We start from the raw sequence: 17,730 nt of genomic DNA on the forward strand, positions 1-17,730 counted from the left end.
ATGATCACCACGTCCCGCCTGCTGGCCGGAACCGCCCTTGTGTCCCTCCTGGCCCTCAGCGCCTGCTCCACCGAAGCCGCAGAAGCCGACGCCGAGTCCACGCAGGCCTCCACCGTGACGGTCGAGCACGCGCAGGGCAGCACCGAAGTACCGGTGAACCCCGAGACCGTCTACACCTTCGACCTCGGTGCACTGGACACGATGGATGCCCTCGACATTGACGTCGACGGCGTCCCGGCGGCCAACTTCCCTGAGAGCCTGTCCAAGTACGCGGCGGATGACATCACCAAGATCGGCAGCATGAAGGAACCGGACTTCGAAGCCATTAGCGCCGAGGCACCGGATTTGATCATCATTTCCGGCCGCGTTGCGGATTCCTACGAGGAACTGAACAAGATCGCCCCGACCATCGACCTGAGTGTCGACAACACCGATGCGTGGAACTCCTTCGAGGAAAACACCCGGACCATCGGAAAGATCTTCGGCAAGGACGACATGGTCGAGGACAAGCTCTCGGCGCTGGAGTCCAAGGTCGGGGACACCAAGAAGCTGTCAGCCGACGCCGGCAACGGCCTGATCGTGATGACCAGCGGCGGCGAAATGACCGCCTACGGCGCCGGCTCGCGTTTCGGCATCATCCATGACGTCCTCGGCGTCGAGCCCGCTGCCGAAGTGAAGACCGAAGGCGCCCACGGCGAGTCCGTGTCCTTCAACTACATTGCCGACACCAACCCCGACCACTTGTTCGTGATTGACCGGGACGTTGCCGTCGGCGAATCCGGCGAAGCCGCGTCCGCCGTGCTGGACAACGAACTGGTCAAGAGCACCAAGGCAGCTCAGAACAACAACATCACCATGCTGGACTCCGCCAGCTGGTACCTGGTCGGATACGGCCTGAACAACGTCGACTCGATGGTTTCTACCATCCACGACGCCCTCTAGCCGCGCCTCCCCCGCTCCGCGGCCCGGCACCTGTGCCGGGCCGCGGAGGAACTGGACATCACTATGACCGCTACCGCCGCGCAGCCGGCACCAGCCCCCGCCGCCGTTGAACGGCGGCGCTTTGTGCGTTCGGCCTCCGGACTCGCCGCGGGTGTATGCATTGTTATCCTCCTGGCAGCCCTCAGCCTCTTTGTGGGCGTGGGCGACCTGTCCCTGTCCTCGCTGCTTGCCGGGGATCCCACCACGCAGATGCTCTTCTGGGCCAGCCAACTCCCCCGCACCCTGAGCATCGTCCTGGCAGGCATGGCCCTGAGCGTGGCCGGCCTGATCATGCAGCTGATGGCCCGCAACAAGTTCGTGGAGCCCTCCACTGTGGGAACGGTGGAATCGGCGCAGCTGGGCATCCTCGCCGTCACGGTGCTGCTGCCGGGTGCGTCCATGTTCCTGAAGATGTCCGCGGCCTCGGTCTTCGCCGCTGCCGGGACCGCACTGTTCCTGCTGGTCCTGCGCCGGATTCCGTTGCGCAACACCCTGATTGTCCCCCTGGTGGGAATCATGCTCGGCGGCGTCATTTCCGCCGTCACCACGTTCTTCGCCTACCGCACCGACCTGCTGCAGACCCTCAACAGCTGGATGATCGGCGACTTCTCAGGTGTCCTGCGCGGACGCTACGAGCTGCTGTGGATTGTGGGCGCCCTGACCCTGATCGGCTACCTTGCCGCAGACCGCTTCACCGTGGCCGGCATGGGGGCGGATTTCACCACCAACCTCGGCCTGGACTACAACCGGGTCATGGCACTGGGCCTGGTCATCGTGTCCCTGATCAGTGCCGTGGTTGTGGTCAGCGTCGGCTCCATACCCTTCCTGGGACTGATCGTGCCGAACCTGGTCTCGCTGCTGATCGGTGACAACGTGCGCCGGGCTGTTCCCTGGGTTGCCGTGTTCGGTGCTGGTTTCGTGCTGCTGTGCGACATCATCGGCCGCACCATCCGCTACCCGTATGAAATTCCCGTAGGCGTTATTGTGTCCGCCGTCGGCAGTGTCATCTTCCTGTACCTTCTGCTGCGCAAACGGGGTTCCCGTGCCTGAGTCCTCCCCCAGCGTGCTGCCCGCAGCCCTCACGGAGCACCGGCGCCGGCCGGTCCGGACGGTGCCGGCGAAATTCTGGATCATCACCCTGGGCGTGGTGGCTGCGGCCCTCGTCGCCGTGTTCATGACCATCGAGCTCCGCGGCAACCTGGGCTACATCCTGCCCCGGCGTGCCGTGAAGGTGGGTTCCATGATCCTGGTGGCCTACGCCGTCGGCGTCTCCACGGTGCTGTTCCAGACCGTGACTGCCAACCGCATCCTCACCCCCTCCATCATGGGCTTCGACGCCCTGTACGTCCTGATCCAGACCGTGCTCGTTTTCGCCCTGGGCGGCGGGGCGCTGCTGTCCCTGGGCGCCCCCGCCCGGTTCGGCATCGAAGTGCTGCTGATGGTGGGCTTCTCCTTCCTGCTGTACCGCTGGCTGTTCACCGGCGGGGGCAAGTCGCTGCACCTGATGCTGCTGGTCGGCATTGTCTTCGGCACCATGTTCCGCGGCTTCTCCTCGCTGCTGCAGCGGCTGATCGACCCGAGCGAATTCATCATCCTGCAGGACCTGTTCTTCGCCAGTTTCAACAACGTGGACGCCGGGCTGCTCGGCTATTCGGCCGTTGCCGTCGCCGTCGTCAGTGCCATGGCCTGGCGCATGCGGCACTCCTTCGACGTGCTGGCGCTGGGCCGGGAAACCGCAGTGAACCTTGGCGTGGACCACAAGCGCGCGGTGACCGCCACGCTGGTCATCTGCTCCGTGCTGGTGGCGGTGTCCACCGCCCTGGTGGGCCCGGTGACCTTCTTCGGCCTGCTCGTCGCGTCCCTGGCCTACCAGCTGTGCGCCCAGTTCCGCCACGCAGCTGTCCTGCCCATTGCCGTGCTCCTGGGCATCATTGCCCTGGTGGGCGGGCAGCTGGTGCTGGAGCGGATCTTCGACTTCGATACCGCCCTGAGCATCGTCATTGAATTCGTGGGCGGCATTGTCTTCCTCATCCTGCTCCTGCGGGGATCGGTGAAATGATCCCGTCCCCGCTGCACCGCCAGAAAGGCCCCGCATCATGATTTCCGTTTCCGGCGTGACCAAACGCTACTCCTCCGCCGTCGTGGTGGACGGTGTCAGCTGCGAAATCAAGGAAGGCGGCATCACCTCGATCATTGGGCCCAACGGCGCCGGCAAATCCACGCTGCTTTCCATGATCAGCCGGCTGCTGGGGATGGACTCGGGGACGGTCACCGTGGACGGGCTCGACGTCGTCACCACGCCGGGGCGCGACCTCGCGAAGAAGATGGCCATCCTGCGCCAGGACAACCAGCTCACTGTCCGCCTGACTGTGCGGGACCTGGTCGGGTTTGGCCGCTACCCGCACAACGGCGGACGTCCCGGGCCTGCGGACAAGGCCCACATCAATACCGCCATGGAGTACCTGGACCTAACTGCCCTGGCGGACAAGTTCGTGGACGAGCTGTCCGGCGGCCAGCGCCAGCGCGCGTTCATTGCCATGGTGCTGGCCCAGGACACGGACTACCTGCTGCTGGATGAGCCGCTGAACAACCTGGACATGAAGCACTCCGTGGAAATGATGCGGCTGCTGCGCCGGCTTACCGATGACTTCGGCAAGACCGTGGTGCTGGTCATCCACGACATTAACTTCGCGTCCTGCTATTCGGACGACATCATCGCCATGTGTGACGGCCGGCTGATTCATCAGGGGCCGCCGTCGGACATCATGCGCCCGGAAGTCCTGAAGGACATTTACGACATCGATATCCGGATCGAGGAAATTGAAGGCAACCGGATAGGCGTGTACTTCGCCTGACCGGCCCCGATCAGCGGCCCTGCCCGCGTTGCTGCTGCTTCCGCCCGCCACGGCCGCGGCTCGCCGGCAGCGCAGATCCGAGCTGCTCGGGGAGAGCATAAACGAGGCACATGAGGATGTCCTGGAGCGTGGAAGATGCAATCGCCTCAAGCGCCGTGCCGCCCCCGGGCAGTGACTGTGCAGCCCATATGCCGGCCCCGGCAGCGCTGATCCAGGTGAATCCCTGCCCCGAGGACTGGTCGGCCAGGGTCCATTCCGTCCAGTCCGTTTCCAGCATGTCCCGGATCTCTGCGCCGGCTCCCTCCGGGGACGGCAACCGGAAACCGTTCAGCCGGTCCTCATACTCCCGCGCGTCAAGAACCAGGACCTGATGCCCTCCCGGTGCGGCGGCGGATCCGGGCCCTGCGTGCGGTGACGCGGCCCGGCGGGCCAGTACAGGTGTCAGGCTGCCCAACGGCAGCAGGGACAGCTGCTCGTTTCCGCTGGACGCGCGGGGCCCGGAGAGCAAATCCGGTCCCGTGAGCACGTCGGTTCCCGTAAGCAGCAGTGCCTCGCGTTCTCCGGTCCAGATGTCCAGCCTGGTGCTGCTGCCATAATTGCGGCTGCACAGTGCCAGCCTTCTATCGGCCCGTCGCCAGGGCCCGGCCAGGCGGTGTCCCCGGGCGGTGAGGAAAGCATCTGCAGTCAGCAGGTCCGCGTCCTGCAGTTCGGCCACCGCAGCCGGCTGTAGCCTCCGACGACGCCGTTCCAAGGCCGCGCGCGAAACCATGGCCGCCAGTAACTCCAGCGCCGATGCTGAAAGCATGAAACTGTCCAGCGCTTCCGGGAGTGTCCCCTGAGCGGGAGCGGGTGCGGGAAAGGGCCCAGCCGGCTGTGTGCGGACGATACTGTGCCGGGCGGTACTGTGCCGGGCGATACTGTGCCGGGCGGTACTGTGCAGGGCACTAATTTCCCCGGTGGTGCGGCCGTATACCGGCATTGTTGCTGCCCCCTGATTGACGTGTGGTTCCAACGTACGGGCGGAGGCAAAAACCGTCGATGGGTAGAACTACCCATCGACTACCTGCCCCGCACCGTGCACCATGAAGCCCAACGGCAAATACGCAGGCCCGGCGGCCAGTTAACCGCCCCTTGTATTGCGCCGTCCCAGACCGTTCTCCTAGGTTGGGACCCCAAGCTTCCGCCGCCCGCAAGAAAAGGACCTGCCGTGGACCCCAAGCTCCGTGTGGCCATCCGGCTCGACCTCGATCTCCAGCAGGCACGGCTGGTGGTGCACGGGCGGGTCACTGACCAGAACTGCAGGGTGCTGTACGTGCTGGCGCGCCGAGCCAACGCCACCCTTCCGGGCCTCAACGTAGTCCTGGACCTGCGCCGGGCCGTTGTCACCGAGAGCGCCATGGCCGGCCTGACCCGCAGCTCCGAAACGGGCGAACTGCCGGTGCTGACGGGGCGGCCGGAGACGGAGGCACTTGCACCTCGGCAGCTGAGCATCCTGGCTCCGGCGGCTTAGCCCTCCGGACGCCTCCAGCCTTCCGCCACTGCTCAGCGGGTGGGCGCCCCGTTCCCCGGGCGGTGGACAATGTCCTCGTGGGATCGGGCGTGCAGCCATGCGGAAGGGACATCCGCACCGAGATCCAGCGGTGCTCCCGTTGCTGCAGTATGAACCGTTCTGGCGATGGCATCCCAGACCAGGGAGGACGGCTGCGCATCCAGCCGGATACCGCCGTCGGCCGGGATCACCGAGTAGTGGCCTGCCTCGCCGGCATGAAGCCAGCGGAAGCCGGCATTGGCCTCGATATGGGTAATGTCCCAGCTCGTCCACTGGGCGGCCCACAATCGGTGCTCCGCTTCCCCGGCGTTGGGGGCAGGGACAGACGAGGAAGCTACCCTCGCGTGGAACACTCCTTCGCTCACGACAAGCGGATCATGCCGCATGGCCCATGCCGGAGCCACGCCGGCCCATGATGCCAGGACCAACGGCAGAAGGGCGGGGGGAAGTATACGGACTTCGCGTTCCCCGGGCCCATAAGCCGGCTCGGAGGACGGACCGAAGAACGACGGACCGGCGACCAACAAGGCCAGTCCTTCACCAATCCATACGTCTGCCGCTGTTTCCTCGTTACCGCGCCGGGCTGTAAGGGACAGCCTGGCGGTGGGATCGGTGAGCGGATAGAGGCAGGCAGCACCGTTCTCCGTGATAACCCCCTCGGCGGTCAGCAGCCCGGCCTCCACCAGTTCGGCCGCTGCAGACCGGTTGCCGGCAAGATCAAACCGGCCCAGTTTCTTCCGTCCTTGAAGGCTCTGCAGGAGGTCGGCGGCAGCAGTGGTCAACAGCCACCCCTCCGGTTGGTAAGGCTGTTCAGCGCTGACCCGGGTGAGGTCCTCGAGAGAGGTTCCACGCTGCTCCGAGGCGAAAACGTCGGGACGGGGATCCCTGTCCCGGTCCAGCTCCGCTCCGTCCGGAATCCGGTTACTGCCGTGGCCGGTGATTGTCAGTTGGTCAACCAGGTATTCGATGAGGGTCTTTTGTCCGGTGTGGTCCTCCAGGGCATAGCTGCCGGTCGCTTCGACCAGGCCCGCGCCGAGCACCCAGATCCACCGGTCCACGCATACGGTTTGGCCTTCTCCCTGATAGACGAAACGCTGCCTTCGTCCGGGGACGGCCCGCCCCAGCGACGGGTCAAAAACTTTGGGCCATTCGTCCACGGACAGAACGTGGAGTGCGGCGAACTGAGCCATGGTGGCGGCAAGCCCCGTGGTGGCCACCCATTCCAGCGGATGGCCATCGTTCCGCCCGATGCGAATCACAAGGTTGGGGCGGAAATGGCCCTCCGGTACCGGTGGGTGCGCCAGTACCCAGGTGTCATCGGGGCCTTCCTCCTGCACCCAGCCCGGAGGAAGGGCAGCGTTCACCCCGCGAAAGCTGACCGGAGAAAAACCTGAAAACAGTTCCAATGGGTGTGCCCCTATAGTTGTCGACGAATAAAGCCGGCGCGCCGGTAAGCGGATCAGGCGTTCACTCAGCGCTTACGGATCCGGCTTGGATTTCCTTCCGCCGCTTCCGATCGGCCTGCCGCGCCCGTTTTCGCTCGGCATTTTCTTCCCGGATAAACCGGGGCTTGAGGAAATTCGGCATCCAGAAACCACCAATCACCCCCACGACACCGCTACCAAGAATCACAAAGGCGACGACAAGCTCGACAAATTCATTCAGGTTGGCTGTATCGACCATGTCCCAAAACGGGATGAGGATGAAAAAAAGTCCAATGTAGGTGGACGCCAGCGCAGGCTCACCACTCGAAAAGCTGTTCAGACCCGCCCTGAACGCCAGGAAACGACCGTTATAGACCAAGAGCCCAACCACCATCAGAAACCCGCCGAAGGGCAGGGAAAAAATCGCAAGGAAAAGGTCCTGTTTCAAGGGGATCACCTATCTGTGTCTGTGGGCTCTTGCGGCACACGCTGGAATGCGGCGCAGAATTGGAAGATACCCCAGGTCCGGGTCATCGTCCGAATACGCTCTTGAACATAGCTGCGCCGGCCTTGCCAATGGCACCCTCCACAGCCTCCTTGGCATCACTGGCCAGCTCTTTGGCCTTGGCGGCTGCCTTCACAACCGTTTCGTTCTCGGTAACGGAATTCCAGACGTCCCGGGCTTTGTCACCTGCCGCCTGTGTCAAGCTACGGCCACCAAAGATATCCAACTCGGTGTCCACCGCCCATGAAATGGCCATGCCAACGCCAAAGCCCACTACGGTCCCCACCGGGCCGCCGATCATCGTACCGACTGCGGCACCCGCATAGCCTGCACCCAGACCCGCGACCACACTCGTCCCGGCACGGAAAATGGCTTTCTCATTCGCCTGCCCTTCAATGTCCGCCTCCGACATCCCGGGATTTGCTTCCCGCAACCGGTTAATCTCGTCCTGGCGTTCATTACCGAAAGTTAGCAGGCCCCCGCCAACCACCATCACGGGACCGGCTGCACGCGCCGCCTTGCTGATCTTCGTGGCATCACGGAATTCATCTGGAACCACCGCCCACTTGTCCGGGTTCGCATCCACGTATCTTGCGTAGCGCTGCGAGGCGTTATACAGCTTTTCGTTGACCTCGGGCCGGAGATCGTAGTAGTTGCGGGGGCCTGCAGCCGAGTGTGCACCCCGGGATTTCGCGCCGCCGCGCAACGTATCAACCGTATTAAGGATGAATCCACCGTTTTCAGTCGACGCGAAGGAGAAGAGCGGATTGGTTTCCCCCGTGGCCTCGGAAAGGGCCTGAACGCATTCCTGTTCCAGTTGGAGGATTTCGGCGGCAAGGGTGTTGACCCGGCCCTGGAGCAGATCGCCCGCGGCACGCATCTGCGGTGCGTCTTCCTCGGTGCAGGCTGCGCTGTTGACGAAAGCATTATGGCCGGCGATATCGGCCCACAGGACAGCCCGCGCTCCTTCCAACGCGGCAATGCCGTCGGCAAACGCCTCCAAGGCCCTTGCGGCCTGCACCGAAACAGCACTGACGAAGTTGCCGTGCGGCGTGATGTCGGAGAACACGCCGTACACCTGGTCGGCCTCAGGGGCAATATACGCAGTCTGCAAACCATTCCATGTCGCCGAGACATCCAGGATGGCGTTTTCAAGCTGCGGGCCGGCATCTGAGAGTCCCCTGGCCCCGGCTTGCAGGTGCGCCGGCGAGGGCCAGCCGGACAAGCCTGTTGTGTCGATGGCCATGTCAGGACACCGCCGAAACGCTGCGGGCACCCGAGGCTGCCGGGTCGTGATCCAGTTGCGGTACCTGGTTCACGCTCCGCCGGCCCGATTCGGCCATGTCCATGTCGCCCTGGATGTATGCGCTGACCGCTTGCCCCACACCGTCCACGGCATTTTCCACACGGGCAGCCGCGAATTGTCCCTGCTGGGAAAGCATTTCGCCCACTTCGATAAGCGCTGCTGCCACGGCAGCGCTCCCACAACTGTTAGCGGCGTCATCGTAGGCGACGTCGACCGCTCTGATTGCATTCCAAATGCCTTCGTCATCACGCGCCCTCGCCAATATCCCCGAGCACGTAGCAACATCTATGCTGTAACCGTTCAGACCCATGATTTACTGATCCCCCGATAGTTCATTTACAGGCCGCAAAACAATGTGCATTGTCCGGAACGGAACATTACCGGCGATCACCGCCTTTTACCATGGGCAGAACTACCCATGGAAATGCTGCATATACCGGCCCGGCTACCGCAGGGCGGCCGAGGCGGCCAGCCGTGACACGGCCTCGGTAAGCACCTCGGATGAACAGGCGAAATTCAGGCGGGCGAATCCGGCACCCTGCCGGCCGAACCGCAGTCCCGGTTCCAACGCCACCCGCGCATGGTCCAAGGCGAACGCAGCCGGATCATCACCCCAGCCCGCCGCACCGAAGTCCAGCCAGGCAAGGTAGCCGGCCGACGGCGCACGGTAGCCGACCCCGGGCAAATGCTCCGCCAGCAGCTCCCCCAGCAGTATCCGGTTTTCCGCCAGTGATTCCATCACCCCGGCCAGCCAAGGGCCGCCGTCGTTGTACGCCGCTGTTGTGGCATGCAGGCCCAGGATGCTGGTGCGGGCGGACACTTCCGCCGGCATGGAGTCCAGCTGCAGCCGGGTCCGTTCACTTGCCGCCGCCATCACGGCGCACTTGGTGCCGGCAATGTTCCAGGCCTTGCTGGCGGCGGTGACGCAGATGCCGAACTCCCGCGCGTTGTCGGACACCGTGAGGTACGGGGTGAAGGAGTCTGGCGAATACGTCAGCGGCGCATGGATTTCGTCGCTGATCACGGCCACGCCGTACTTCGCGGACAGGTCGGCGAGCGCACGCAGGGTGCCGGCGGAGTGGACCAGTCCCAGCGGGTTGTGCGGATTGCACAGCAACAGGGCATCAGCGCCGCGGGCAAAGGCGCGCTCGATGTTGGCCAGGTCCAGCGTCCAGCCCTCTGCGCTGGGCAGCAGCGGCACTTCCACCACGGAGGCATCAGCTTCCACTGGCAGTTCGAAGAACGGCGGATACACCGGCGGGGTGATCACCACACTGCCGTCCACCGGCACCGTCTGCCGCAGGCATTCCACAATCGCCACGCTCACGTCCGTAGTGCACCGGACATCCCCCGGCTCCACCGTCCAGCCCCAGGTCCGGGCAGCGAACCCGGCAAAGGCCTGCGCCACCATACCGGGCCCGGCGATGTAACCCGTGTCCGATGCCAGCACCCGGTCGATGACGGCCTGCTGCACGGGTTTGGCCAGCGGATAATCCATTTCGGCCACGAACAGGGGCAGCACGTCCTGCGGATACGTCTGCCATTTCCAGCTGGTCCGCTCCCGCAGTGCGGCCAGCGGCTCGGCGGAGATCTTCGTCATGCCGCCCAACCTACAGCTAACGCGGCTGCACGCAGAAGAACTAGGCTGGTGGGCATGCCTGATACTTCCCTTGCACACGTTCTGACCCCCGAGGGATGGCAGCTGCTGAACTCGCTCCCCCCGTATCTCGAATCCGAGTCCCTGAAGCTGAACACGGAGCTGCGCAAGGCCGGGCATTCCCCCGAGCTGGTGGCCGCCGTGCTGACCCAGGCGAAGCTGCGGATGAAGGCCCGGGCAAAGTTCGGCCCGTTCGCGGAGCACATGGTCTTCACCGCCCCGGGATTGGAGCAGGCCACCAGGCTCAATGTTGCGGCCCTGCATGCCCAGCGCTACCAGGCGGCCGGCCTGGCCAAGGTGGCCGACCTCGGCTGCGGAATCGGCGCCGATTCCCTGGCCCTGGCCACGCTGGACCGACAGGTAACCTCCGTGGAGCTCGACGAGGTTACGGCCGCCGCGGCCACCATCAACCTGATGCCCTGGCCCGAGGCCACCGTGGTGCAGGGACGGGCGGAGGAGTTCGACCTGACCGGATTCGACGGCGTGTGGCTGGATCCCGCGCGCCGCACCACCTCGACGTCGGGAACCACCCGCATCTTTGACCCGGAGGCCTTTTCCCCTCCCCTGTCCTTTGTGGAGTCCCTGGCCGATTCCGGGCTGCCGGTAGGCGTGAAGATGGGCCCGGGCATTCCGCACGAGGCGCTGCCGGCGAACTGCGAAGCGCAGTGGGTCTCCGTAGACGGCGACGTCACGGAAGCCACGCTGTGGTTCAACGCGCTCCGCCGCGACGGCGTCCGCCGGGCGGCGCTGGTTATCGGCGCCGCCGGTGCCGCTGAACTGACCTCGCCGGTGGATTACGACGCCGGCGCCCAGGACGTGCAGGTGGGTCCGGCCGAGGGCTACCTCTACGAACCCGACGGCGCCGTGATCCGAGCCGGGCTGGTGGCCGATGTCGCCCGCACCTTGGAGGGGCATCTGCTGGATGAGCACATTGCCTACATCTGCGCACCTGAGCTGCGCGAGACGCCGTTTGCCCGGGCCTACCGCATCCTCGAGGTGCGCCCCTACAACGTCAAGGCGCTGAAGGCCTGGGTGAAGGAAAACCGCATCGGCGTGCTGGACATCAAAAAGCGCGGCATGTCCGTGACGCCCGAGGAAGTACGCAAGGCCCTGCTCGCCGGTTCCGGAAAGGGACCGGGCAAAGCGGACAACAAGGCCACACTGGTCCTCACCCGGATCGGGGAAGACCGTGTGGCCCTGGTGGTGGAGCCGGTCCCCGCCGCCTGAGCCGCATACCGGGAGCCGCCGGCGGCCGGCAGGGACGCTCCCTCAGGCGCGGGAGAACTCGCTGGCCGCCCGGACCTGCTCAGGCGTGGGCCGCACACCCGTGTAAAGCACAAACTGCTCCTCGGCCTGGATGGCAATGACCTCCGCGCCAGTGATGACCGGTTTGCCGGCAGCCCGCGCGGCCGTGATCAGCGGGGTCTCGGCAGGCAGCGCGACGACGTCGAACACCACCTTCGCGGCAGCCACGGCGTCGTCAGTGAAGGACTGCACGTCCTCGTCCCGGCCCGCCATGCCCAGCGGTGTCACGTTGATGAGCAGGTCCGCCGTCGAGGTTCCCGGGTCCGGCTGCCACGCGAAGTCATACAGGTCCGCCAGCGTCCGCCCGGCGGCCTCGTTGCGGGCCGCCACGGTGACGTCGGAGAAGCCCGCATCCCGCAGGGCCGCGGCGACAGCCTTGGCCATGCCGCCGGACCCGCGCAGCAGCACTGAGTGCGAGGCCGGGACGCTGTGGTCCCGCAGCAGCCGGGCGATGGCGAGGTAGTCCGTGTTGTAAGCGGTGAGCACGCCGTCGTCGTTGACGATGGTGTTCACGGAGTCGATGGCCTTGGCAGAAGGGTCCATCCGGTCCACCAGTGCAATCACCTCCTCCTTGTACGGCATGGACACTGCCGCGCCCCGGATCGGCAGCCCGCGCACCCCGGCAATGGCCTGCGCCAAGTCGGTGGGGGCAAAGGCCTTGTAGACGTAGTTCAGGCCCAGCTCGTCATACAGGTAGTTGTGGAAACGGGTTCCGATGTTGCTCGGCCTGGCGGCCAGGGAGATGCACAGGGTCATGTCTTTGTTCAGGATCGGCATCTGTCCATTATGGCTGCCGGCACGGCTGCAGCTCGCGCCGGTGCCGCGGCGCAGGACCGGTTCGGCGTAACAGGTCTGCCGGTGCTGTCCGCGGCGATAGGATTGGGAAGGTTCTCAAGCGCAAAGATGCGGGTCCGGGCGCTGTTAGTTGGTAATGCATGAAGCAGGAGACAGTTTGGAAATCGAGTTCGCCAAGTCCGCGCAGTCAACCCTTGGAGTCGAGTGGGAACTCGCCCTCGTGGACGGCCGTACGGGCGACCTGGTCTCAGTAGCGGACCAGGTGCTGTCCGGTGTCAACGCCAATGATCCTGCACTGCGGGCCGATGAAGAGCATCCGCACATCAAGCAGGAACTGCTGGAAAACACCGTGGAGCTGGTGACCGGCGTATGCACCACCGTGGCCGAAGCCAAGGCCGACCTCACCCGTTCACTGGAGGCGGTCCGCCGGGTCACCGACCCGATGGGCGTGGAACTGTTCTGCTCCGGTTCGCACCCGTTCAGCACGCCGCGCTCCCAGCCGGTCACGGACAAGGAACGCTACGCCAAACTCATTGACCGCACGCAGTGGTGGGGCCAGCAGATGCTGATCTACGGCGTGCACGTGCATGTGGGCCTGGACAGCCGGGACAAGGTGCTGCCCGTCCTCGACGGCCTGGTCAACTACTTCCCGCATTTCCAGGCCCTTTCCGCTTCCTCGCCGTTCTGGTCCGGGGATGACACGGGCTACGCCTCCCAGCGGGCCCTGATGTTCCAGCAGCTGCCCACCGCCGGACTGCCGTTCCAGTTCGGTTCCTGGACCGAATACGAGGCTTACGTCGCGGACATGTTCACCACCGGGGTCATTGACTCCATCAGTGAAATCCGCTGGGATATCCGGCCCGTCCCCGGCCTGGGCACCATTGAAATGCGGGTATGCGACGGACTGGCGAACCTGCAGGACGTGGGTGCCATAGCCGCCCTGACCCAGTGCCTGGTCCACGAATTCTCCTCGATCATCGACGCCGGCGGCACCATTGCCACCATGCCCCCGTGGCATGTGCAGGAAAACAAATGGCGGGCGGCCCGCTACGGGCTGGAAGCCATCGTGATCCTGGACGCGGAGGGCAACGAAAAGCTGGTCACCGAGCACCTGCTCGAAGACGTGCTGCCCCGGCTGGAACCGGTTGCGGAGCAGCTGGGATGCAGCGCGGAACTGGCCGACGTGCGGACCATCATCGAGCGCGGTGCCGGCTACCAGCGGCAGCGGCGGGTGGCTGCGGAGAACGACGGCGACCTGCGCGCCGTCGTCCTCGACGGGATCGCCCAGCTCCGCGGCGCCTAGGCGCCGGCCGGCAGGTGGACTGTGGTCACCGGCAGGGACGGGTCCGTGCCGAAGCCGATGCCGGAGGGTTCGCCGCCGGCCATGACCACCTGGGCTCCCAGCGCCGCCACCATGGCCCCGTTGTCGGTGCACAGCGAAATGGGCGGTACCCGCAGGGTGATTCCGGCAGCGGCGCACCGTTCACCGGTCAGTGCCCGGAGCCGCGAATTGGCGGCCACTCCCCCTCCCAGCAGCAGGTTCGTGATGCCGTGCTCGGTGCAGGCCAGCACTGCCTTGGCGGTGATGACGTCCACCACGGCTTCCTGGAAGGACGCTGCAATATCAGCCACCGGCGGTTCCTGCCCCGCGGCCTCGTACTGCTCCACGCAGCGGGCCACGGCCGTCTTCAGCCCGGAGAAGGACCAGTCGTAACGGTGCGGCCCGGGCGCATCCGGCGTCCCCATGTACTTGGGCTGGGTGAGTCCGCGCGGGAAGCGGATGGCCAACGGATCACCCTCGCGGGCCAGCCGGTCGATGGCCGGTCCGCCGGGGTACCCCAGGCCGAGGATGCGGGCCACCTTGTCGTAGGCCTCGCCCGCGGCGTCGTCGATGGTGGAGCCGAGCAGTTCCACGTTGTCGGTCAGGGAAGCCACCTTCAGGATTTCGGTGTGCCCGCCGGAAACCAGCAGCGCCCCGAGGTTCTCCGGCAGCGCCCCGCCGTCGAGCACACCCACACCCACGTGCGCCACGAGGTGGTTGATGGCGTACAGCGGTTTGCCGGTGGCCAGGGCCAGGGCCTTGGCGGCGCTGACGCCCACCATCAACGCACCGGACAGGCCGGGGCCGGAGGTCACCGCAATGGCGTCGAGCTCGGCAAGGCTGACGCCTGCTTCGGCCAGGGCGGCCTGCAGGGCCGGCACCACGGCGTCCAGGTGCGCCCGGGACGCGATCTCCGGAATGACCCCGCCGAAGCGGACGTGTTCGTCCATGGAGGAGGACACCGTGTTGGTCAGCAGCGCCGTGCCGCGGACAATCCCGATGCCGGTCTCGTCGCAGGAGGATTCGATGCCAAGCACCAGGGGTTCGGTGCGGTTCATTTGCTGTCCTTCTTATCTGGTGCACCGGACCACGCGGCCAGCGGCAGGCGCATGATCAGGGCGCTGGCGCCGTCGCGGTAGTAGCGGGGGCGGATGTGGATCTGTTCGAAGCCGAACCAGCGGTAGAGGCGCTGGGCGCGGGGGTTGTCATCGCGTACTTCCAGCAGCACGTCTTCGGCGCCGCGCTGCTGGGCCTCGTCCACGAGCATGGCCAGCAACCGGGAGCCAATGCCGGCGCCTTCCTTCTCGGGTACCACGGCAATGGTCTGGACGTCCGCGATCGGCAGCACGCACATCAGCCCGGCGTAGCCGATCACCGTGCCGTCCGCGTCTTCGGCCACGTAGTAGGAGCGCGTCTCGGTCTGCGCCAGTTCGTCGTGGAACATCTGCAGCGGCCACGCGTCGACCGGGAACAGCCGGCGTTCCAGGGCGTCCACGGCGGGAATGTCCTCGGCGGTCATGGGCCGCAGCCGTACGCCGGGGGCGCTCACAGGGCGCGCTTCCGCGGGCCGGGAACCTTGGCATCGGATTCGCGCAGGTACAGCGGGGTGCTCGCCAGCAGGGGCAGGCCCCGGGCCAGCCGGACGACGGCGGTTCGGCCCAACGCTTCGGCGGTGGGCTGGGCGGCGGCAAAGTCCTCCACGGCATGCAGGATTTCGGGATAGAGCCCGGCACCGGCACCGTAGACGGGCAGCGCCGGTACTGCGGCCGGGTCCCCGACGTGCGGCCCCTCGAGCAGTTCGGGTGTTCCGCCGGTGCTTCGGTAGCTGGCCCAGTAGACCTCTTTGCGGCGAGCGTCGGTGGCGACGGCGAACTCGTCGATGCCCAGGCGCCACGCGTCCAGGGCGGCGTCCACGGCGATCGCGTCCAGGCTCATCACCCCGTGCAGCGGTTTATCCCAGGCGAAGGCGAGGGTGCGGGCCGTTGCGATCCCGGCGCGCAGTCCGGTGAACGGTCCCGGGCCGACGCCCACCACCACGGCGTCGAGGTCCGCTCCGGCGACACCGGCCTCAGCCAGCAGGGCGGCGATGCCGGGAGCCAGGACTTCGGCGTGGGAGCGGGTGTCGGCGGTGGCAAAGGAGCCCAGGACCTCCCCTTCCCCGTTGAGCAGAGCCGCACTGGCTATGGCGGAGGTATCGATGGAGAGAATCAGCACGGGTACCATTCTACCGGCGCGTGCCGGGCGCTCCCTTCAGCCCAGGTCCGGGGCCGTGGCCCACCGCGGACCGTAGCCGGCCAGACGGATCAGCCGCTCTTCGTCCGTGTCCTCTGCGGAGAAGTCGGTGCCCGGCCCGTCCGGCCCGGAGGAGGCCCCGCCGACGGCGCGGACCAGGGTGATTTCCAGCCGGCTGTCGGAGAGGTGCTCCACCAGTCCGGCACCCCACTCGACCACGGTGACCGAGCGGTCCATGGAGGCCTCCAGGTCGATGTCGTCGACCTCCCCTTCGGAACCCAGCCGGTAGGCGTCCACGTGGACGAGGTCCGGACCGCCGGCCATGTTGGGGTGCTCGCGCACCAGCACGAAGGTGGGCGAAATGATGCCCGGGCGTACGCCCATGCCTTCGCCCAGGCCCTGCGTGAACGTGGTTTTGCCGGCGCCGAGTTCCCCTGTCAGCAGCAGCAGGTCACCGCGCTGCAGCAGGGCGCCAAGGCGTGCGGCGAGTGCCTTCGTTTCACCGGCACCGGTGGTGGTGTACTCCGCCTCCCAGGCGGCTGCCTGCGTCACTGGGCCTGTACCTTCTGCGCAGCCGGACCGCCCGCATTCTGCTCAGCCGCTTCCAAGGCAATGGGAGGTGCGTCGGCCGGGGCCGGCTCGCCCGCAGCACTGTCCACATACCGGCGGGGCACCCGGCCGCTGATCCGAGTGATGATCTCGTAGTTGATGCTGCCGGCGGCCGACGCCCATTCGTCCACGCCGGGCGCGCCTTCCCCGCCGAAGAGGACCGCTTCGTGGCCCACAAGCGACTCGGGGGTCCCGGCGATTCCCGTCCGGTGCAGGTCAATGACCATCTGGTCCATGGCGATGCGGCCCACCACCGGGTAAACCTGCCCGTCCACCTGTACCGGACCGCCGGTGGCCACCCGCGGAACGCCGTCGGCGTAGCCCAGGGGCACCAGCGCCAGGGTGGTGGGTTCCTTCGTCCGGTAGTGCAGCCCGTAGGACACACCCTGCCCGGCGGGGACCTCCTTGCAGGCCGCAATGGTGGTTTTCAGCGTCATTGCCGGGCGCAGGCCAAGCTCGGCCGGTGTCTGCCCCGCGAACGGGGACAGCCCGTACATGCCCAGGCCAATGCGGACCAGGTCGAAGTGGGCGTCGGGCCGGGACAGCGCTCCGGGAGTGTTGGCGATGTGCCGCACTTCGCGGTCCACACCGGCGTCTTCTGCCACGGCGACGGCAATGCGGAACTTCTGCAGCTGCTCGTCGGTTTCCGGGCGGTGCGGCTCATCGGCCACGGCAAAGTGCGAGAAGATGCCCACTACGCGCAGCAGGCCCTCCTCCTGGTAGGCCAGGGCGCGCCCAACGAAGGCCTCCCAAAGGTCCTCCGGGCAGCCGTTGCGGCCCAGCCCGGTGTCGATTTTCAGGTGCACGCGGGCGGGTATCTGGAGTTCCCGCGCGGCTGCGACGACGGCGTCCAGGTCCCAGCCGGACACCCCGACATCCACATTGGCCCGGATCGCTTCGCCGAAGTCCGCGTCCCGGGTATGCAGCCAGGCCAGGACCGGTTCGGTAATACCCGCGGCCCGCAGCTCCAGCGCTTCACTGATGTGCGCAACCCCCAGCCATGCCGCGCCTGCCTCGACCGCTGCCCGGGCGGTCTGCACTGCACCGTGCCCGTAGCCGTCCGCCTTCACTACCGCCATCACCCGTGCGGGGCTGACAACGTGGGACAGGTGGCGGACATTGTGGCGGATCGCAGCGAGGTCGATGACGGCCGACCGTTCTGCGTGGGACTGGGATTCTGCATAGTTCACG

General features: G+C 66.2%; 19 protein-coding genes. 7 read left to right on the forward strand and 12 right to left on the reverse strand.

Translation table 11 applies throughout. From position 1 onward, the window contains the following. The 4 genes from QNO06_RS12900 (at position 1) to QNO06_RS12915 (ending at position 3,836) form a co-directional block, all read left to right on the forward strand. A complete protein-coding gene (locus QNO06_RS12900; protein ID WP_227912865.1) occupies positions 1-942 on the forward strand; it encodes a siderophore ABC transporter substrate-binding protein in 942 nt (313 codons plus the stop codon). A 63-nt stretch (positions 943-1,005) separates the two neighbouring features. After that, entirely contained in the window at positions 1,006-2,031 is a 1,026-nt protein-coding gene (locus tag QNO06_RS12905) for an ABC transporter permease (protein ID WP_227912864.1), read from the forward strand. After that, a complete protein-coding gene (locus tag QNO06_RS12910) occupies positions 2,024-3,040 on the forward strand; it encodes an iron chelate uptake ABC transporter family permease subunit (RefSeq protein ID WP_227912862.1) in 1,017 nt (338 codons plus the stop codon). The genes QNO06_RS12905 and QNO06_RS12910 overlap by 8 nt, the downstream gene beginning before the upstream one ends. Before the next feature lie 37 nt (positions 3,041-3,077). After that, positions 3,078-3,836 (forward strand): iron ABC transporter ATP-binding protein, encoded by a 759-nt coding sequence (locus tag QNO06_RS12915; protein ID WP_227912860.1) that lies wholly within the window; start codon positions 3,078-3,080, stop codon positions 3,834-3,836. Between the two features lie 10 nt (positions 3,837-3,846). Here the strand turns inward: QNO06_RS12915 and QNO06_RS12920 are convergent, their stop codons facing one another. Beyond that, positions 3,847-4,641, reverse strand: coding sequence for a hypothetical protein (locus QNO06_RS12920; protein ID WP_227912859.1), 795 nt, complete (start codon positions 4,639-4,641; stop codon positions 3,847-3,849). Between the two features lie 402 nt (positions 4,642-5,043). On the opposite strand from QNO06_RS12920, the gene QNO06_RS12925 reads away from it, so the two are divergent. Beyond that, positions 5,044-5,346 (forward strand): hypothetical protein, encoded by a 303-nt coding sequence (locus tag QNO06_RS12925; RefSeq protein WP_227912854.1) that lies wholly within the window; start codon positions 5,044-5,046, stop codon positions 5,344-5,346. A gap of 32 nt (positions 5,347-5,378) precedes the next feature. Here the strand turns inward: QNO06_RS12925 and QNO06_RS12930 are convergent, their stop codons facing one another. The 5 genes from QNO06_RS12930 to QNO06_RS12950 all read right to left on the reverse strand — a co-directional run bounded on the left by QNO06_RS12930 (position 5,379) and on the right by QNO06_RS12950 (position 10,220). Then, positions 5,379-6,749 carry a hypothetical protein gene (locus tag QNO06_RS12930; protein WP_227912852.1) on the reverse strand — a complete coding sequence of 457 codons (1,371 nt, stop codon included), beginning with the start codon at positions 6,747-6,749 and terminating at the stop codon, positions 5,379-5,381. 103 nt (positions 6,750-6,852) lie between these two features. After that, positions 6,853-7,257 (reverse strand): hypothetical protein, encoded by a 405-nt coding sequence (locus tag QNO06_RS12935; RefSeq protein WP_227912850.1) that lies wholly within the window; start codon positions 7,255-7,257, stop codon positions 6,853-6,855. 82 nt (positions 7,258-7,339) lie between these two features. Continuing rightward, complete coding sequence (locus QNO06_RS12940; RefSeq protein WP_227912848.1) at positions 7,340-8,560, reverse strand: hypothetical protein; 1,221 nt, start codon at positions 8,558-8,560, stop codon at positions 7,340-7,342. Position 8,561: 1 nt separating this feature from the next. Then, positions 8,562-8,930: a DUF6507 family protein gene (locus tag QNO06_RS12945; protein ID WP_227912847.1), complete on the reverse strand. Its 369-nt coding sequence runs from the start codon at positions 8,928-8,930 to the stop codon at positions 8,562-8,564. 135 nt (positions 8,931-9,065) lie between these two features. Then, the gene (locus tag QNO06_RS12950; protein WP_227912846.1) at positions 9,066-10,220 is read right to left on the reverse strand and encodes a MalY/PatB family protein; all 1,155 of its coding nucleotides are present in this window, start codon (positions 10,218-10,220) and stop codon (positions 9,066-9,068) included. A gap of 54 nt (positions 10,221-10,274) precedes the next feature. Between QNO06_RS12950 and QNO06_RS12955 the strand changes: the two genes are divergently transcribed. Continuing rightward, positions 10,275-11,504, forward strand: a complete 1,230-nt coding sequence (locus QNO06_RS12955) for a class I SAM-dependent methyltransferase (RefSeq protein WP_227912845.1) — start codon at positions 10,275-10,277, stop codon at positions 11,502-11,504. A 42-nt stretch (positions 11,505-11,546) separates the two neighbouring features. On the opposite strand, the gene QNO06_RS12960 is transcribed toward QNO06_RS12955, so the two are convergent. Then, positions 11,547-12,359, reverse strand: a complete 813-nt coding sequence (locus QNO06_RS12960) for a shikimate 5-dehydrogenase (RefSeq protein WP_227912844.1) — start codon at positions 12,357-12,359, stop codon at positions 11,547-11,549. A gap of 175 nt (positions 12,360-12,534) precedes the next feature. Between QNO06_RS12960 and QNO06_RS12965 the strand changes: the two genes are divergently transcribed. Continuing rightward, positions 12,535-13,680, forward strand: a complete 1,146-nt coding sequence (locus tag QNO06_RS12965; protein ID WP_227912843.1) for a glutamate--cysteine ligase — start codon at positions 12,535-12,537, stop codon at positions 13,678-13,680. Here the strand turns inward: QNO06_RS12965 and tsaD are convergent. The 5 genes from tsaD to alr are packed head-to-tail and all read right to left on the reverse strand — an operon-like array spanning position 13,677 to position 17,729. After that, complete coding sequence (tsaD, locus tag QNO06_RS12970; RefSeq protein ID WP_227912842.1) at positions 13,677-14,756, reverse strand: tRNA (adenosine(37)-N6)-threonylcarbamoyltransferase complex transferase subunit TsaD; 1,080 nt, start codon at positions 14,754-14,756, stop codon at positions 13,677-13,679. The genes QNO06_RS12965 and tsaD overlap by 4 nt on opposite strands. Beyond that, complete coding sequence (gene rimI, locus QNO06_RS12975) at positions 14,753-15,217, reverse strand: ribosomal protein S18-alanine N-acetyltransferase (RefSeq protein ID WP_227912960.1); 465 nt, start codon at positions 15,215-15,217, stop codon at positions 14,753-14,755. The genes tsaD and rimI overlap by 4 nt, the downstream gene beginning before the upstream one ends. A gap of 26 nt (positions 15,218-15,243) precedes the next feature. Then, a complete protein-coding gene (gene tsaB / locus QNO06_RS12980) occupies positions 15,244-15,912 on the reverse strand; it encodes a tRNA (adenosine(37)-N6)-threonylcarbamoyltransferase complex dimerization subunit type 1 TsaB (protein WP_227912840.1) in 669 nt (222 codons plus the stop codon). A gap of 36 nt (positions 15,913-15,948) precedes the next feature. After that, positions 15,949-16,482: a tRNA (adenosine(37)-N6)-threonylcarbamoyltransferase complex ATPase subunit type 1 TsaE gene (gene tsaE, locus QNO06_RS12985; RefSeq protein WP_227912839.1), complete on the reverse strand. Its 534-nt coding sequence runs from the start codon at positions 16,480-16,482 to the stop codon at positions 15,949-15,951. Beyond that, positions 16,479-17,729 carry an alanine racemase gene (gene alr / locus QNO06_RS12990; protein ID WP_227912837.1) on the reverse strand — a complete coding sequence of 417 codons (1,251 nt, stop codon included), beginning with the start codon at positions 17,727-17,729 and terminating at the stop codon, positions 16,479-16,481. Before alr ends, tsaE begins: the two co-directional genes overlap by 4 nt. Between the last annotated feature and the right edge of the window lies 1 nt (position 17,730).

The sequence above is a fragment of the Arthrobacter sp. zg-Y20 genome, from assembly GCF_030142075.1.
Lineage (GTDB): Bacteria > Actinomycetota > Actinomycetes > Actinomycetales > Micrococcaceae > Arthrobacter_B.

What these genes read in the sequence shown, in the direction of transcription:
- QNO06_RS12960 (WP_227912844.1), bottom strand. Translation starts at nt 12,359, where the DNA reads ATGCCGATCCTGAACAAAGACATGACCCTGTGCATCTCCCTGGCCGCC.
- QNO06_RS12915 (WP_227912860.1), top strand. Translation starts at nt 3,078, where the DNA reads ATGATTTCCGTTTCCGGCGTGACCAAACGCTACTCCTCCGCCGTCGTG.
- QNO06_RS12945 (WP_227912847.1), bottom strand. Translation starts at nt 8,930, where the DNA reads ATGGGTCTGAACGGTTACAGCATAGATGTTGCTACGTGCTCGGGGATA.
- rimI (WP_227912960.1), bottom strand. Translation starts at nt 15,217, where the DNA reads ATGACCGCCGAGGACATTCCCGCCGTGGACGCCCTGGAACGCCGGCTG.
- QNO06_RS12950 (WP_227912846.1), bottom strand. Translation starts at nt 10,220, where the DNA reads ATGACGAAGATCTCCGCCGAGCCGCTGGCCGCACTGCGGGAGCGGACC.
- QNO06_RS12905 (WP_227912864.1), top strand. Translation starts at nt 1,006, where the DNA reads ATGACCGCTACCGCCGCGCAGCCGGCACCAGCCCCCGCCGCCGTTGAA.
- QNO06_RS12940 (WP_227912848.1), bottom strand. Translation starts at nt 8,560, where the DNA reads ATGGCCATCGACACAACAGGCTTGTCCGGCTGGCCCTCGCCGGCGCAC.
- QNO06_RS12900 (WP_227912865.1), top strand. Translation starts at nt 1, where the DNA reads ATGATCACCACGTCCCGCCTGCTGGCCGGAACCGCCCTTGTGTCCCTC.
- QNO06_RS12920 (WP_227912859.1), bottom strand. Translation starts at nt 4,641, where the DNA reads ATGCTTTCAGCATCGGCGCTGGAGTTACTGGCGGCCATGGTTTCGCGC.
- QNO06_RS12955 (WP_227912845.1), top strand. Translation starts at nt 10,275, where the DNA reads ATGCCTGATACTTCCCTTGCACACGTTCTGACCCCCGAGGGATGGCAG.
- tsaD (WP_227912842.1), bottom strand. Translation starts at nt 14,756, where the DNA reads ATGAACCGCACCGAACCCCTGGTGCTTGGCATCGAATCCTCCTGCGAC.